This window comes from Stenotrophomonas sp. SORGH_AS_0321 (assembly GCF_031453215.1).
Classification (GTDB): domain Bacteria; phylum Pseudomonadota; class Gammaproteobacteria; order Xanthomonadales; family Xanthomonadaceae; genus Stenotrophomonas; species Stenotrophomonas chelatiphaga.
Window position 1 is genome coordinate 3,573,569 of the sequence record NZ_JAVIZG010000001.1, and the last position, 14,773, is coordinate 3,588,341.

Annotated in this window: 15 protein-coding genes and 1 riboswitch; of the genes, 7 read left to right on the forward strand and 8 right to left on the reverse strand. The window is 68.0% G+C overall.

The features are described 5' to 3' along the window. Positions 1 to 8: 8 nt before the first annotated feature. Together QE373_RS16070 and QE373_RS16075 are read left to right on the forward strand one after the other, a co-directional pair. Positions 9 to 491 carry a GAF domain-containing protein gene (locus tag QE373_RS16070; protein ID WP_057507910.1) on the forward strand — a complete coding sequence of 161 codons (483 nt, stop codon included), beginning with the start codon at positions 9 to 11 and terminating at the stop codon, positions 489 to 491. Beyond that, positions 488 to 814 carry a TfoX/Sxy family protein gene (locus QE373_RS16075; protein WP_057507909.1) on the forward strand — a complete coding sequence of 109 codons (327 nt, stop codon included), beginning with the start codon at positions 488 to 490 and terminating at the stop codon, positions 812 to 814. Before QE373_RS16070 ends, QE373_RS16075 begins: the two co-directional genes overlap by 4 nt. Before the next feature lie 257 nt (positions 815 to 1,071). Here the strand turns inward: QE373_RS16075 and QE373_RS16080 are convergent, their stop codons facing one another. After that, the gene (locus QE373_RS16080) at positions 1,072 to 1,659 is read right to left on the reverse strand and encodes a histidine phosphatase family protein (RefSeq protein ID WP_309688420.1); all 588 of its coding nucleotides are present in this window, start codon (positions 1,657 to 1,659) and stop codon (positions 1,072 to 1,074) included. A gap of 165 nt (positions 1,660 to 1,824) precedes the next feature. Continuing rightward, positions 1,825 to 2,046: riboswitch (cobalamin riboswitch) on the forward strand. 114 nt (positions 2,047 to 2,160) lie between these two features. On the opposite strand from QE373_RS16080, the gene btuB reads away from it, so the two are divergent. Then, the gene (btuB, locus tag QE373_RS16085) at positions 2,161 to 3,999 is read left to right on the forward strand and encodes a TonB-dependent vitamin B12 receptor (protein WP_309688423.1); all 1,839 of its coding nucleotides are present in this window, start codon (positions 2,161 to 2,163) and stop codon (positions 3,997 to 3,999) included. Positions 4,000 to 4,148: 149 nt separating this feature from the next. Here btuB and gph read toward each other — a convergent pair whose 3' ends face one another. Then, on the reverse strand, positions 4,149 to 4,820 hold the full coding sequence (gene gph, locus QE373_RS16090) for a phosphoglycolate phosphatase (RefSeq protein ID WP_309688425.1): 672 nt from the start codon (positions 4,818 to 4,820) through the stop codon (positions 4,149 to 4,151). Between the two features lie 72 nt (positions 4,821 to 4,892). After that, a complete protein-coding gene (locus QE373_RS16095; RefSeq protein WP_309688427.1) occupies positions 4,893 to 5,795 on the reverse strand; it encodes a LysR family transcriptional regulator in 903 nt (300 codons plus the stop codon). A 97-nt stretch (positions 5,796 to 5,892) separates the two neighbouring features. Here QE373_RS16095 and QE373_RS16100 point away from each other — a divergent pair, with 97 nt between their 5' ends. Next, the gene (locus QE373_RS16100) at positions 5,893 to 6,531 is read left to right on the forward strand and encodes an NAD(P)H-binding protein (RefSeq protein ID WP_309688429.1); all 639 of its coding nucleotides are present in this window, start codon (positions 5,893 to 5,895) and stop codon (positions 6,529 to 6,531) included. A gap of 35 nt (positions 6,532 to 6,566) precedes the next feature. Here QE373_RS16100 and dinB read toward each other — a convergent pair whose 3' ends face one another. Further along, positions 6,567 to 7,652 (reverse strand): DNA polymerase IV, encoded by a 1,086-nt coding sequence (gene dinB / locus QE373_RS16105; protein WP_309688432.1) that lies wholly within the window; start codon positions 7,650 to 7,652, stop codon positions 6,567 to 6,569. A 193-nt stretch (positions 7,653 to 7,845) separates the two neighbouring features. Here dinB and fabA point away from each other — a divergent pair, with 193 nt between their 5' ends. Beyond that, on the forward strand, positions 7,846 to 8,361 hold the full coding sequence (gene fabA, locus QE373_RS16110) for a 3-hydroxyacyl-[acyl-carrier-protein] dehydratase FabA (protein ID WP_042614942.1): 516 nt from the start codon (positions 7,846 to 7,848) through the stop codon (positions 8,359 to 8,361). Next, entirely contained in the window at positions 8,361 to 9,569 is a 1,209-nt protein-coding gene (fabB, locus tag QE373_RS16115) for a beta-ketoacyl-ACP synthase I (RefSeq protein ID WP_309688436.1), read from the forward strand. The genes fabA and fabB overlap by 1 nt, the downstream gene beginning before the upstream one ends. 145 nt (positions 9,570 to 9,714) lie before the next feature. Here the strand turns inward: fabB and QE373_RS16120 are convergent, their stop codons facing one another. From QE373_RS16120 to QE373_RS16130, 3 genes are read right to left on the reverse strand one after another with little or no spacing between them, the layout of a single operon-like run. Further along, entirely contained in the window at positions 9,715 to 10,395 is a 681-nt protein-coding gene (locus tag QE373_RS16120) for an HAD family phosphatase (protein WP_309688439.1), read from the reverse strand. After that, positions 10,392 to 11,093 carry a pseudouridine synthase gene (locus tag QE373_RS16125; protein ID WP_309688441.1) on the reverse strand — a complete coding sequence of 234 codons (702 nt, stop codon included), beginning with the start codon at positions 11,091 to 11,093 and terminating at the stop codon, positions 10,392 to 10,394. Before QE373_RS16125 ends, QE373_RS16120 begins: the two co-directional genes overlap by 4 nt. Beyond that, entirely contained in the window at positions 11,090 to 12,148 is a 1,059-nt protein-coding gene (locus tag QE373_RS16130) for a class I SAM-dependent methyltransferase (protein ID WP_309688443.1), read from the reverse strand. Before QE373_RS16130 ends, QE373_RS16125 begins: the two co-directional genes overlap by 4 nt. Positions 12,149 to 12,311: 163 nt before the next feature. On the opposite strand from QE373_RS16130, the gene QE373_RS16135 reads away from it, so the two are divergent. Next, positions 12,312 to 12,575: a hypothetical protein gene (locus QE373_RS16135; RefSeq protein WP_057507898.1), complete on the forward strand. Its 264-nt coding sequence runs from the start codon at positions 12,312 to 12,314 to the stop codon at positions 12,573 to 12,575. A gap of 45 nt (positions 12,576 to 12,620) precedes the next feature. Here QE373_RS16135 and QE373_RS16140 read toward each other — a convergent pair whose 3' ends face one another. Beyond that, a complete protein-coding gene (locus tag QE373_RS16140) occupies positions 12,621 to 14,561 on the reverse strand; it encodes an ATP-binding protein (RefSeq protein ID WP_345784386.1) in 1,941 nt (646 codons plus the stop codon). Between the last annotated feature and the right edge of the window lie 212 nt (positions 14,562 to 14,773).

The following is a 14,773-nucleotide window of genomic DNA, read 5'->3' on the forward strand; positions in this document are numbered from 1 at the left end:
CTGGCGGCATGTTCGCCACTTCTTCGCTGACCGGCAGCAAGCCGGAACAATACGCCCAGCTGCTGGACCAGGCCCGTGGCCTGGTGCATGGCGAGAGCGACCGCATCGCCAACGCGGCCAACCTCTCGGCGCTGATCTACCATGCCGTGCCCCACCTCAACTGGGCCGGTTTCTACCTGTTCGACGGCACTGAACTGGTGGTCGGACCCTTCCAGGGCCTGCCCGCCTGTGTCCGCATCCCCCTGCACAAGGGTGTGTGCGGTGCGGCCGCGACCGAACGCGTGACCCAGCGCATCGACGACGTGGACGCGTTCCCGGGCCACATCGCCTGCGATTCAGCCTCGCGCTCGGAACTGGTGGTGCCGCTGGTGAAGGACGGCGCGCTGATCGGCGTGCTCGACCTGGACAGCCCGTTGCTGGCGCGCTTCGATGCCGACGACCAGGCCGGCCTGGAAGCCATCGCCGCCGTGTTCGTCGACGCACTGCGATGAGCACCCTGCAGCTGCGCAACATCGGTCCGAAGAGCGCAGCATGGCTGCGCCAGGTCGGCCTGCGCAGCCGCGAGGAACTGCTCGCCATCGGATCGGTGGGAGCGTTCGTCAAGGTACGCCGGGCCGGCTTCAAGCCCAGCCTCAACCTGCTGTATTCGCTGGAAGGCGCCTTGCTGGACTGCCACTGGCAGGACCTGACCGAAGCCCAGCGCAGCGCGCTGGTGCAGGATTACGAAGCCCGCATCGCGCTGCAGCCGCTGAAGGCGCCGGGCCCGGCCTCCGGCCCGGTACGCGAGCAGCGATTCGACGACCGCGACGACTGACGGTAGCGCCGAAGGCGGCGGCAGGAGCCGCCGCCAACGTCGCTTGCGACGGCCCGCAGGGTGCCGGTCAGGACGACCGGCATAGCCGTGCTCGGCGAGCGCGAAGCGCGGCCGGTTTCAGGCAACCAAGGGTCCTGCTGCGTAACGACCGCAGCCCCTGGTGGGTGACGACCGATGCCTCTGGTGGGTGACGACCGTTGGTCGTCACGCTCCCTCCCCGCCGAGCATGGCTCGGCGCGACCGATTCCAACCCATCATCAGGGCTGCTGCAGCTCCAGCAGTTCTCCCCACAGCCCCGCATCCCCGCGCTCCACCCGCAGCCGCAGCCGCGTGCCATGGTCGATGCGCAGCGCCCAGCACAGCGCTACCGGCAGTCCACACACCTGCGACAGCACCATCCGCAGCGGTCCCCCATGGCTGACGATCAGCGTCGGTGCTGCATCCTGCGCTTCTTCCTCATCGAACAGCCGGTCCAGCGCGCGCGCGATGCGGCGTTCGAAGTGACCCCAGCTTTCGCCATTCGGCGGCGCGAACGCATGCGGATCGCGATGGAAACCCAGCAGTTCCTGTTCCGGCAGCGCTTCGATCGCCAGCCCGTCCCAATCGCCGAAATCGAGTTCTTCCCACTCGGGATCAGGCTGCACGTCCAACCCGCGTGGCACCGCCAGCGCGACCGCAGTATGCAGCGCGCGCAGGCGGGGCGAACTGATCACCCGCTCCCACTCATGGCCTTCGCAGGCCGCGCACAGCGCATCGTGCGCACCGGCCAGCAGCGGCGGATCGGTGCGACCGTCCAGGTGGGTGTCACGGCCGGTGCTGGCGTGGCGGACCAGGTCCAGGATCATCGCCAGCCCCCGCGGCAGCGGTCCTGCATCGGCAGGCAGGCACTGGGGCCTTGGCGCAAGGGGGCAACGCAGTACGGCATGGACGTCATGGGCAGATCTGGAACGAAACAGGCGCCATTCTAGTGCACCGGCGTACGCGGCCTGCAGCGCCGCACGCGATGGCTTAGACTGCGCGCACTTCAAGGTGACCTGCGGCGCTGGCTGGCAGGTTGAAACGGGAAGCCGGTGACGCATCCGCGTGATGCCACTCCGGCGCTGCCCCCGCAACGGTAAGCACGTCACAAGCGGACCTCACGCCACTGTGCCCCCAGGCATGGGAAGGCGTCCGCCCGGTGGATCCCCCACCGACGGCAAGCCCGGAGACCGGCCCGGAAGCACCAGGTTGCGATGCGGTGGGCATCGGCGACGGCCACCGCGCGCTTGCGTGGTGCGCATCGCCCTGTCTCCGCGTTGCAGCTCCCTTTTTGTCCGCGCGGGCGTGCGCGGCAGCCGGAGTTCCCCATGACATTGCAGTCCCGAATCCTTTCCCTGGCCGTGCTGGCCGCATTGCCCGGCATGGCTGGCGCACAGAGCGCGACCACCGCGCTGGACCAGGTGCTGGTCACCGCCACGCGCACCCCGATCGCCCTGGCCGACAGCCTCAGCCCGGCGCAGGTGATCGACCGCACCGCCATCGAGGCCAGCCAGGCCACGTCGCTGCAGGACCTGCTGCGCGGGCGCGCCGGCATCAACTTGGCCAACACCGGTGGACTCGGCAAACAGACCTCGCTGTTCCTGCGTGGCACCAATTCCTCGCACACCGTGGTGCTGGTCGATGGCGTGCGCATCAACACCGGTGACTTCGGCCTGGCCATGCTGCAGGACCTGCCGCTGGCGCAGATCGAACGCGTGGAGATCGTGCGCGGCCCGCAGTCCAGCCTGTACGGCGCGGACGCGATTGGCGGCGTGGTGCAGATCTTCACCCGTCGCACCACCGGCGGCTTCGCACCGCACCTGGAACTGGGCGGCGGCAGCAACGGCCTGCGCCAGGCCAGTGGCGGCATCGGCGGCGGCACCGAACGCGGCTGGTTCGGGCTGGATATCGCTTACCAGCACAGCGACGGCATCGACGCGTGCCGCGGCTCGGCAGCGACCTTCCAGGGCTGTGGTGCGGACGAGCCAGATCGCGATGGCTACCGCAACCTGTCCAAGAGCGCGCGCGGTGGCTACACCTTCAATGAACAATGGAGCGTGGAAGGCAGCGCCCTGCGTGCGGAAGGCGAGAACCACTACGACGGCTACTACAACTACTCCGAAACGCTGCAGCAGGTGCTCGGCGGCAAGCTCCGCTACACCCCGTCCGAGCGCCTGGCGGTGACCGCCAGCATCGGCCGCAGCGACAACGAATCGGACAACAGCGGTCCCTTCGGCGCGTTCGGCAGCGCGCAGACCCACCGCGACAGTGCCTCGCTGCAGGTCGACGCCAGCCTGGCCGACAACCAGCTGCTGAGCAGCGGCGTGGACTGGAGCGATGACAGCCTGGACGGCAGCAGTGCCGGCTACCTGGTCGACAGCCGCGACAACACCGGCGTGTTCGTGCAGTACCAGGGCCGCTTCGGCAAGCACCAGGTGCAGGCCAGCGTGCGCAACGACGACAACCAGCAGTTCGGCAACCACACCACCGGTTCGCTGGCCTGGGGCCTGGACCTGGGCGCGGGCTGGAAGCTCACCGCCAGCCACGGCACCGCGTTCAAGGCGCCGACCTTCAGCGACCTGTACGACCCGTGGAGCGGCGTTTCCGCGCTGGATCCGGAAAAGGCCCGCAGCAGCAACATCGGCATCGCGCAGCAGGGCCAGGGCTGGCGCTGGGGCCTGGATGTGTATGAAACCCGCGTGGATGACCTGATCACCTATGACGCGGCCACCTTCCGCATGACGCAGGTGGAAAAGGCCCGCATCCGCGGCGCCGAACTGACCGGTGCGACCACGGTGGCCGGCATCGACATCAACGCACAGCTGAGCTACACCGCCCCGCGCAACCGTACCGACGGCGCGCAGTACGACAACTGGCTGGCGCGCCGTGCACAGCAGACCGCGCGCATCGACCTGGATCGTCGCTTCGGCGACCTGCGCGTAGGCCTGACCGGATTCGGTGCCGGCAAGCGCTATGACGATGCCGCCAACACGGTAAGGCTCGCCGGCTATGGCACCTTGGACCTGCGCCTGGAATACGCGCTCAGCGATGACTGGTCGGTGCTTGCACGCGCCGCCAATGTCTTTGACCGGCACTATGAAACCGTCGCCTGGTACAACCAGCCCGGGCGCGAGTACCAGCTGAGCGTGCGTTACCAGCCGAAGTAACGCACACGGAGGCGGTCAGCCATCACAGGTAGCGCCGAAGGCAGCGGCAGGAGCCGCTGCCAACGAAACCGTTCGCCGAGCACGGCGCGGCGCTACCCGTCAGACAGCATCGGTAGCGCCGACCCATGGTCGGCGAGCGCAGCGGCCCCTCAGCAGACGCGCAGGCCCGGCAAACTGCGCAGGTCATCGACCACCGCCACCGCCTCGTTGTGCTGCAGGTCCAGCCCGCGCGGATAGCCATAACGCACCAGCGCCACCGGCATGCCGGCATCCAGCGCGGCGCGGTAGTCGGTCAACGAGTCCCCCACCATCAGGCAGTCGCCGGGCGCGAAACCAAAGTGCCCGGCGATATGCCGCAGCGGCTCGCCGCTGGGCTTGCGCTGCGGCAGCGAATCCCCGCCCAGCACCAGCGCGAAGCGCTCCCCGATTCCCAGGTGGTCCAGCAGCGGCTGTACCAGGTCGCTCGGCTTGTTGGTGCAGATCGCCAGCGGCACGCCACGATCCTGCAGCTGCGCCAGCGCCTCGGCGACGCCGTCGAACAGGCGTGGGCTGCGCAGCAGGCACTCGCGGTAGTGCACCATGAAGCCCGGCATCACCTGCTCCAGGTCGATCCTGCTGCCCGCCGCGGTGAATGCCTGTTCCACCAGCCGCCGCACCCCGTCACCGATCCAGGTCAGCACGGTGGCTTCCGGCACCCGCGCCAACTGCCAGTCTTCCAGCGTGCGGTTCAACGCTTCGGCGATGTCGCCGGCACTGTCCACCAGCGTGCCGTCCAGGTCGAATATCACCAGCGGATACGGATACGTCGCTACGTCGCTCACGGGCCTGCCATGTCATGCGTGGGAACCTGCAGTGTAACGGCCGCCCGCGGCCGCTTTATTGACCGGCGCTGGCTAGCAGTACGCGGCAAACGCCGGACTGGAGAACCGCTCCACCAGGAAATCGACGAAGCTGCGCAGCAACGTCGACTGCTGCCTGCGCGAAGCGTAGACCGCATGCAGGCCCATTTCTTCCAGCGTGTAATGGGCAAGCAGCGCGACCAGCTCACCGCTGGCCAGCAACGGATTGACCTGGTACGCCGGCAGCATCGCGATGCCGCTCCCGCGACGCACTGCCTCCAGCAGCAGCGATGAATCGTTGGCGCTGATGTTGCCGCCCACGCTGACCGCCACCTCGCGCCCATCGCGCTGCAGGCGCCACACCCCCTTGCCGACGTAATGGTGGGTCAGGCAGTTGTGCGTGGCCAGCTGTTCGGCGCTGTGCGGGGTGCCGTGCTGTTCCAGGTAGGCCGGCGCGGCGCACAGCACCGAACGGCAACCGGCCAGCCGACGCGCGATCAACGCCGGATCGATCTGCCGCGAAATGCGAACCGCCAGATCAATCCGCTCTTCCACCAGGTTGACGATGCGGTCCACCATCAGCAGTTCGATGCGTGCCTGCGTGTAGCGCTGCACGTAGTCTGCGACCGCCGGGGCAAGGTGCAGCTGGCCGAACGAGACACTGGCGGTCACCCGCAGTACGCCGTGCGGCTCGGGATCCTGGCTGGCCAGCTCGTCTTCCAGTTCCTGGCGCACGCCACGCATCTGCTGGAAGCGCATCAACGCGGTTTCACCCGGGCCGGTCAGTCCGACCCGGCGCGTGGTCCGGTGCAGCAGGCGCGCGCCCAGCCACTGCTCCAGCGCGGCCAGGTAGCGGGTGACCATCGGCCGTGACATGTCCAGCGCGTCCGCAGCCGCCGTCAGGCTGCCGCGCTCGGCGACTTCAATGAACACATCGATGGCGGTCAAACGGTCCAATTGCTCGATCCATGCAACAAACATGACCGTTATACGCTGTTTTTCGATCATCTGGCGACGCCTACAGTGGCCGCTCACCCCAACACGGAACGCCCCCATGAAGATCGCCCTCGTCGGTGCCACCGGCAACATCGGCCGCCAGATCGCCCGCCATGCCCTGGCCCGCGGCCATCAGGTCACCGCCATCGTGCGCAGTGAGAAGGAGCTGCCGGCCGAGCTGGACGGCGCGGCGCTGGCCATCGCAGCGCTGGACGACAGTGCCGCGATGGCCGCCGTCATCGCCGGCCACGACGTGCTGGCCAGTGCCTACGGCCCGCGTCCGGGCGATGACATCGGCCAGATCGCCGTGGTCGCCGGGCAACTGCTGCAGGCCGCGCGCCAGGCCGGCGTGCCGCGGTTGGTCGTGGTCGGCGGCGCCGGCAGCCTGGAAGTCGCACCGGGCGTGCAGCTGGTCGATACCCCGGACTTCCCCGCCGCCTACAAGCCCTACGCCCTGGCCGCACGTGAAGCGCTGAAGCAGCTGCAGGCCGTGCAGGACATCGACTGGACGTTCTTCTCGCCGGCTGCGGAAATCGGCCCGGGCGAAGAACGCGGCCAGTACCGCGTGCAGGCCCGGACCTTCCTTGCCGATGCCCAGGGACACAGCCGCATCAGCTACGCCGACTACGGCGCCGCCTTCGTCCAGGAGCTGGAAACCCACGCCCACCCGCACCAGATCATCACCGCCGCGTACTGAACCCCAAAAAAGGGGACGGAGGGAATTAAGTTCACTTAATTCCCTCCGTCCCCTTTTTGGAACAGGTCGCCCTGGAGGACCGGTTCGCGCACGCGGAATCCGCCCAGGCCGACCCCTACCAGCCGGTACAGCGTGTCCGGCGGCAGCTCCACGCGCTCGCGCAGGGCCAGCGCGATATCGCGCAGTTCCTCCATCGATTCCGGTGCCCGCTCCGGCGTGTAGCTGCGGGTCAGGATGCGGAACTGTGAGGTCTTCAGTTTCAGCACCACCGTGTGCCCGGTGCGGTCGGTCCTGCGGGTGGCGTTCCAGGTTTTTTCCGCCAGCTGGATGATCGCCGGAGCCAGTGCATCCAGCGGGAGATCCTCGGCGAAGGTGTCTTCGGAGGAAATCGACTGCACCGGCTGGTCCGGTTCCACCGGCCGCTCATCGATGCCGCGGGCGCGGTTGTACAGGCTGCGGCCGAAGCTGCCGAAGGCTTCTTCCAGCGCTGCCAGCGACCAGCTGCGCAGGTCACCGCAGGTCACGATGCCGCGTGCCGCCAGCTTGCCTTCCATCACCTTGCCCACGCCCGGCACTTTCTTCACCGGCAGCGGCAGCAGGAACGCGTCCATGCGCTGTGGGGTCACCACGAACTGGCCATCGGGCTTGCGCCAGTCCGATGCGATCTTGGCCAGGAACTTGTTCGGCGCGATGCCCGCCGATGCGGTCAGCGAGGTCTCCTCGCGGATCTGTGCGCGGATCTCGCGGGCGATGTCTGTCGCCAACGCGATCCCGGATTTCGGCACGGTGACATCCAGGTAGGCTTCATCCAGCGACAACGGTTCCACCAGGTCGGTATGCCGCAGGAAGATCTCGCGCACCTGCCGCGAAACGGCCTTGTAGCGCGCGAAGTCCGGCGGCACGAACACCGCATCCGGGCACAGCCGCTCGGCACGCAGCGCCGGCATCGCCGACCGTATGCCGAACACCCGCGCTTCGTAGGACGCCGCACACACCACCGAACGCGCGCCACGCCACGCCACCACCACCGGCCGGCCGCGCAGTGACGGATCGTCGCGCTGCTCCACCGACGCGTAGAAGGCGTCCATGTCAACGTGGATGATCTTGCGCATAGTGCTCATGGTGGGTGTTGGAAGGGCATTCGACCTTGGTGGGCCACACGCCGAAGTATGGTCGTTGCACATCAACAGGATGCGCGTTTTCAGCGGTAAACACTACGCGGGCGTACGGTGGAAATGTTTGATCGGGACGTGTGCTGTCATGCATCCTCGGGCGCTTGATCATCCGTTCTTCGCTTCCAGGATCGTGCTTTCCATGACTCGTCTCCACGCGTTCGACCGCGACCAGCTGCTGGCCAGCGCCCGCGGTGAACTGTTCGGCGCAAGCGCCGGGCGCCTGCCCAACGACCCGATGCTGATGTTCGACCGCATCACCGACATCCGTGACGACGCCGGTCCGCATGGCAAGGGCATGGTACGCGCCGAACTGGATATCCGCCCGGACCTGTGGTTCTTCAACTGCCATTTCATCGGCGATCCGGTGATGCCCGGCTGCCTGGGCCTGGATGCGATGTGGCAGCTAACCGGTTTCTTCCTGACCTGGCTGGGCGCACCCGGCCGCGGCCGCGCGCTCGGCTGTGGCGATGTGAAGTTCACCGGCCAGGTGCTGCCGGACGCAAAGCTGGTCAGCTATGAAATCGACATCACCCGTGTCATCAACCGCAAGCTGGTGATGGCCCAGGCCGACGCCCGCATGCTGGTGGATGGCCGCGAAATCTACGTCGCCAAGGATCTGCGCGTGGGTCTTTTCACCTCCACCGAGAACTTCTGATGCGTCGCGTCGTCATTACTGGAATGGGCATCACCTCGTGCCTGGGCAACGACCTGGACACGGTGTCGGCCAACCTGCGCGCCGGCAAGGCCGGCATCACCTACCTGGCCGACCACGCCGAAGCCGGGCTGCGCAGCCAGGTCGGCGGCCGCGTCGACCTGGACCTGGATGCCCAGATCGACCGCAAGCTGAAGCGTTTCATGAGCGATGCCTCGGCGTTCGCCTACATCGCCGCCCGCGATGCCATCGCCGATGCCGGGCTGACGCCGGAACAGGTGAGCAACCCGCGTACCGGCCTGATCGCCGGTTCCGGTGGTGGCTCCAGCGAATGGCAGGTGGAAGCGGCCGACATCCTGCGCAGCCGCGGCGTGCGCAAGGTCGGCCCGTACATGGTGCCGCGCACGATGTGCAGCACGGTCTCTGCCTGCCTGGCCACCGCCTACCAGATCAAGGGCCTGAGCTATTCGCTGTCCGCGGCCTGCGCCACCTCGGCGCATTGCATCGGTGCGGCGGCCGACCTGATCCGCCACGGGGCGCAGGACATCATGCTGGCCGGTGGCGGTGAAGACCTGCACTGGTCGATGAGCGTGATGTTCGATGCGATGGGCGCGCTGTCGACCAGCTTCAACGAGACCCCGACCACCGCCTCGCGTCCGTACGACAAGGACCGCGACGGCTTCGTCATCGCCGGTGGTGGCGGCATGCTGGTGCTGGAAGACTACGACCACGCCATCGCGCGCGGCGCTACCATCCACGCCGAGCTGATCGGCTATGGCGTGACCTCCGACGGTGCCGACATGGTCGCGCCGTCCGGTGAGGGCGCGGTGCGCTGCATGAAGATGGCGATGGAGAAGGTGGACCGTCCGCTGGACTACCTCAACACCCATGGCACCTCCACGCCGCTGGGCGATGTGACCGAACTGGGCGCGATCCGCGAAGTGTTCGGCGAGTCGATCCCGCCGCTGTCGTCGACCAAGGCGCTGTCGGGCCATTCGCTCGGCGCTGCCAGCGTGCACGAAGCGATCTACTGCCTGCTGATGATGCGCGATGGCTTCATCGCCGGTTCGGCCAACATCACCGAACTGGGCCCGAAGGTGGAAGGCTTCCCGATCGTGCGCGAAAGCCGCGAGCAGAAGCTGGACACAGTGATGTCCAACAGCTTCGGTTTCGGCGGCACCAACGCGGCGCTGGTTTTCGGCCGGCTCTGAACCGTCATCCGCGCCGCTGCGCTCGCCGAGCATGGCTCGGCGCTACCCCCTGATCGCAGCAATCCGGTAGCGCCGAGCCATGCCCGGCGTCAGCCGATCCGAAGACCGGTAGTGACGGCCGCTGGCCATCAGCCCCGCCACCGCGTCAGCCCAGCAGCGGCACCAACAACGCGCGCACGTCGTGCAGCGAATCGACGATGCGATGGCCCAGCGCACGCACCGCCGCATCCGGGTGCAGCAGGTCCGGCACTTGGATGGCGGTCATGCCCGCGGCCAGGGCGGCGCGCGTTCCCGTTGGCGAATCCTCCAGCGCCAGGCAGCGCGCGGGATCCTTGCCCAACCGTTGTGCGGCCAGCAGGTAGATGTCCGGCGCCGGTTTGGGGTGCTGCACGTCGCTGCTGGTCACCACCGCGTCGAAGTAGTCCAGCAGGCCACTGGCCGCCAGCTTGCGGCTGGCACGCGGCTGCCGCGTCGACGTAGCCACCGCGCGCGGAACCTCGTGCTGCCTCAGCAGCTCCAGCAGTTCCAGGATGCCCGGCCGCAACGGCAGCCCGTCCTGGGTGCGCGCGTCGTACAGTGCATGGCAGCGCGCCAGCAGCGCATCGATGCGCGCACGGTCGTCGACGTGACGCTGCAGCAGCTCCAGGCAGTCACGCTCGCCCAGGCCCACCATGTGCAGGAAGAACCCTTCCGGCAGCGCGATGCCCAGCGCCACCGACGCCTCGCTCCAGCAGGCGATCGACACGCGTTCGCTGTCGATCATCAGTCCGTCCATGTCGAAGATCACCGCATCCGGGCGGAACGGCAATGCAGGGATCGTGCTCACGGTGCGAACAGGGTCTCCAGGTCGGCAGCCGCCAGTTGCCGCCATTCGCCTTCTTCCAGACCGTCCAGCCCCAGCCCACCCACGCGGCTGCGATGCAGGGCCTGCACGTGATTGCCGGTGGCCGCGAACATGCGGCGCACCTGGTGGTAGCGGCCTTCGTGCAGCACCAGGCGCGCAGTGCGCGGCCCCTGCACGTCCAGCTCGGCCGGCATCAGCGGCGTTTTCTCCGATTCCAGCATCAAGGTGCCGCTGGCGAACAGCGCCGCCTCGTCACCGCGCAGGTCCTCGGCCAGCTCCACGTCGTACACCTTGGGCAGCTTGGACTTCGGCGAGATGATCCGGTGCAGCAGGCCACCGTCGTCGGTCATCAGCAGCAAGCCGCTGGTATCGCGGTCCAGTCGGCCCACCGTGGACAGCACCGGATCGCGGTCGCGGAAACGCGACGGCAGCAGGTCGTACACCAGCCGCCCCTTGTCCTTGATCGAACAGGTCACCCCGCGCGGCTTGAACAGCGCGATGGTCAGCCCTACCGGCGGATCCAGCGGCTCGCCGTCGACGCGGATCGCGTCGTGGGCCACCTGGTCGTCGGCATACAGCACCTCACCGCCGGTGTCGGTGATGCGTCCTTCGCGGAACATCCACTGCACCTGCTTGCGGCTGCCGTATCCCAGGTTGGCGATCAGCTTGACCAGCTTCACCGGCTGCCTCCGCGCACCGCCTCGATCAGCTTGAAGCCATCGCGTTCGGCCAGCACCCGCACCGTGCCGAAGCTGTCGTTGAGCACGTTTTCATACGGCAGGTGGCGGTTGGCCACCACGAACAGGCGGCCACCCCGCTTGAGTGCCTGCGCCGCCACCGCGATGAAGCGCTGGCCGATGTCCGGGCGGTTCTCGCGCGACGGCGTGTGGAACGGTGGATTGCTGATGATCACGTCGTAGCCGGGTTCGATCCCGGCGGTCACGTCCTGCCACAGGAACTGCAGCGGCAGCGCACGCGGCGGCTCGGCCAGGTTGACCCGCGCCAGGTCCAGCGCGCGGCCTTCGGCCTCGTACAGGTCCAGCGCGGTGATCTTCGGGCAGCGCTCCAGCAGCTCGCGCGACAGGTAGCCATAGCCAGCGCCGAGGTCGGCGGCACGTCCTGCCAGGTCGGCCGGCAGGTTTTCCGCCAGCAGCACCGATGCCGGATCGGTACGGTCCCAGGCGAACACGCCCGGACGGCTGGTGAAGCGGCCGCCGAGGATGCTGCGCGGCGCGTCCAGGCGTGCCCAGCGGCTGGCCAGTTCGACATCGTGCTGGCCCTGTGCCGGCGCGCTCCAGTACACCCGGCAGTGGTTCTTGGTCAGGCTGCCACCCAGGCCGGTCAGCTGCTTGAAGTCGCCCTCGCCGGAGCGTGCGCCTTCATCGTTGTGCTGGCAGGCGACGATGGTGCCACCCGGTGCCACCAGCTCTAGCGCGCGGGCGAACAGTGCGCGGGCTTCGTCGCGCTGGCGCGGCGGCAGCACCAGCACCAGGCCGAAGCGGCCGGCCTGGTCGGCGCCCAGCTCGGACGACACCACCAGCCCGGCCGACTCCAGCGCCTTGGCGAACGGGGCGAAGCTCTGCTCGCAGACCACTTCGCGGCCCTGCGCCTGTTCGCGCAGCGGCCAGCCGTCACGCGCGCGCAGGAAGGCGACCGGGCCTTCCGGCCAGCGCAGCAGGCCTTGGGAGAGCGGCAGGAACAGGGTCTGCAGGGGAGCGTCGTCGCGGGCGGCCATCGGGCACGTAAGCCTTGGAATCTTCAGGGGGCGTCCATTGTACCGGCTCGGCGCCACCGCCCCCGTGCGCGGTGGTTTTGCGAAAACCGAACATCCCCTTGATGCCGCCCGAACGTCCCAGCAGTCAGGGTAAGGGCACCCATCCCAGCTCTGGAGATACCGAATGCGTGCCTTGTTCGTCGGTGGCGTGGTCGACAACAGCGAAATGGATCTGGAGGGTAACCAGCCCCCCGTGCATTACCCCGAAGACACCGGCGGCGGACACTCCCGCTACCGCCTGCACCAGGTCGGCAAGACCAGCGATGGCACGGTGGCCTATGCGGTGTACGGGGCGCCGGACATCACCGATGAGGAAGTCAGCCGGGTTGCCGACGAACGCGCCTACGCGCGCCGTTTCGAAGCCGAAGCGTCGCTGTTCGAACACTGAAGGTTGCGTGGGCCGGGCAATCCCCGGCTCACCGCCGCCGCCCGGTCAGTGCAGGGCGGTGCGTTCGCCGGTGGCCTGCACGTGGCGTACCGCAGCCACGAGCTGGGCCACCGAATAGGGCTTGGCCACGTGTTCCTGGAAGCCCGATGCCAGCGCGCGACGCCGGTCGTCGGCCCGTGCCAACGCGGTCACCGCCACGGCCGGCAGCGCATCGGCGTCCACGCCCATGTCCTCGCGCAGCGTGCGGATCAGCCCATAGCCGTCCATTCCCGGCATGCCGATATCGGTCAGCAGCACATCGAAGCGCTCGTGCCGGTTTTCATCCAGCAGCGCCAGCGCTTCGCCGGCGGAGGAGGCCGAAGTGACCGCTGCCCCCTGCTCTTCCAGCATGCGACGCAGGTATTCAAGCACCTCCACCTGGTCTTCAACGGCCAGCAGGTGCAGGCCGCGCAGCGGATAGGGTTCGACGATCCGTTCGATGATCGGGCCGCCGCTGATCACTTCCCGCAGCGGACGCGATCCCTGGTCGGGCGAGTAGCGCGGCAGGCGCACGGTGAAGGTGGCGCCGTGGCCATGGCCTTCGCTCGCCGCGGCCACGGTGCCGCCATGCAGCTCGACCAGCTGCTGCACGATGGCCAGTCCCAGTCCCAGCCCGCCATGGCGGCGCGTGGTGGTGCCATCGGCTTGGCGGAAGCGGCCGAACAGGTGGTTGAGGAACTCCGGCGCGATGCCGTCGCCGCTGTCCTGCACCGTGACCTGCCACCCTTCGGGCAGGTCCTCCAGGCGCAGCGTCACCGCACCTTCGGCCGGGGTGAACTTGATCGCATTGGACAGCAGGTTCCACAACACCTGCTGCATGCGGGTGGCATCGCCCAGCACCAAGCAGGGCCGGTCCGGCACGTCCACGGTCACGTCCAGCGCCTTGCCTTCGGCGACCAGTTCCTGTGCGCCCATTGCCTGGCGCAGCTGCTCGCCCAGGTCCAGCACTTCCACTTCCAGCTGCACCTTGCCCAGCAGCATGCTGCTCAGGTCCAGCATGTCCGAGATCAGGCGCTTCTGCGCATTGGCACTGCTGGCGATCACGCCCAGCCCCTTGCGCAGCGGGCTGTCCGCTTCCACCCGCTGCAGCAGCAGTTCGCTCCAGCCCAGGATGGTGGTCAGCGGCGTGCGCAGCTCATGCGACAGCGTGGCCAGGAATTCGTCTTTCAGCCGCGCGGTGTTTTCCGCCGCCCCGCGCGCGGTGCGCTCGGACTGCAGCAGTTCTTCGCGCGCCAGTTCGATGTCGCGGCGTTCAGTCACGTCCGGGCTGCTGCCGGCCAGGCCGACGAAGTGGCCATTGCGCGAGAAACGCGGCCGTGCGTTCATCTCCAGCCAGCGCCACTCGCCGTCCGCGCGGCGTGCACGCACCAGGGCGTTCATCGAGCGCTGCGCACTCAGCGCACCACGCAGTTCGTACTCGAACACCGATGCATCATCGGGATGCACCAGGCCGCGCCAGACATCTTCAGGCACCCGGTTTTCATCACCGCCGAAGAACTCGGTAAAGGCGCTGTTGACGAAGCGCGAGTGACCCTGCTCATCCAGCACCCAGACCGGCATCGGCAGGCCGTCGGCCAGCGCACTGAAGCGCGCCTCGCTTTCGCCCAGCTCGCCTTCCATCCGCTTGCGTGCGCTGACGTCGAAGAACAGCACCGCGACCGTGTCATCGCCGGCGGCGCCCACCCGCACGGCATCCACCGAATAGGCGCGGCCCAGCGCCTTGGCCTCCAGTTCGAACTGGGTAGCCTCACCGGTGCGCGCGACGTGGCCGTAGATGGTGAACCAATCCTTTTCGTGGTTGGGTTCCAGCTCGCTCATCCGCCGCCCGACCGGATCCACCAGCCCGGTGTGCCGTTCGAAGGCGGGATTCACCTCCAGGAACAGGTAGTCCATCGGGCGATCCTGCTCGTCGAACAGGACTTTGATCACGCAGAACCCCGCATGCATGCGCTCCAGCGCGTGCTGGTACAGGCTTCCGCCACCTGCGGCGGCATGTGCGGGCAGGGCTTCCAGGGTCGAATTCACAGGGGACAAGGGCTTGGGCCGCCGGGTAGCAATGAACACAGCATGGTCCAGACTGCGTATTCGCAGCGTCAAGCGCCGTGCGTCATGCAAGGCGCGATGAACTGCCCGTAAGCATCTGCCGGGCCGTGACGCGG

Excerpts from the sequence above, each read along its gene's own strand:
- QE373_RS16070 (WP_057507910.1), top strand. The coding sequence starts at position 9 with ATGTTCGCCACTTCTTCGCTGACCGGCAGCAAGCCGGAACAATACGCC.
- QE373_RS16075 (WP_057507909.1), top strand. The coding sequence starts at position 488 with ATGAGCACCCTGCAGCTGCGCAACATCGGTCCGAAGAGCGCAGCATGG.
- QE373_RS16080 (WP_309688420.1), bottom strand. The coding sequence starts at position 1,659 with ATGATCCTGGACCTGGTCCGCCACGCCAGCACCGGCCGTGACACCCAC.
- btuB (WP_309688423.1), top strand. The coding sequence starts at position 2,161 with ATGACATTGCAGTCCCGAATCCTTTCCCTGGCCGTGCTGGCCGCATTG.
- QE373_RS16100 (WP_309688429.1), top strand. The coding sequence starts at position 5,893 with ATGAAGATCGCCCTCGTCGGTGCCACCGGCAACATCGGCCGCCAGATC.
- dinB (WP_309688432.1), bottom strand. The coding sequence starts at position 7,652 with ATGAGCACTATGCGCAAGATCATCCACGTTGACATGGACGCCTTCTAC.
- fabA (WP_042614942.1), top strand. The coding sequence starts at position 7,846 with ATGACTCGTCTCCACGCGTTCGACCGCGACCAGCTGCTGGCCAGCGCC.
- fabB (WP_309688436.1), top strand. The coding sequence starts at position 8,361 with ATGCGTCGCGTCGTCATTACTGGAATGGGCATCACCTCGTGCCTGGGC.
- QE373_RS16130 (WP_309688443.1), bottom strand. The coding sequence starts at position 12,148 with ATGGCCGCCCGCGACGACGCTCCCCTGCAGACCCTGTTCCTGCCGCTC.
- QE373_RS16135 (WP_057507898.1), top strand. The coding sequence starts at position 12,312 with ATGCGTGCCTTGTTCGTCGGTGGCGTGGTCGACAACAGCGAAATGGAT.
- QE373_RS16140 (WP_345784386.1), bottom strand. The coding sequence starts at position 14,561 with ATGCATGCGGGGTTCTGCGTGATCAAAGTCCTGTTCGACGAGCAGGAT.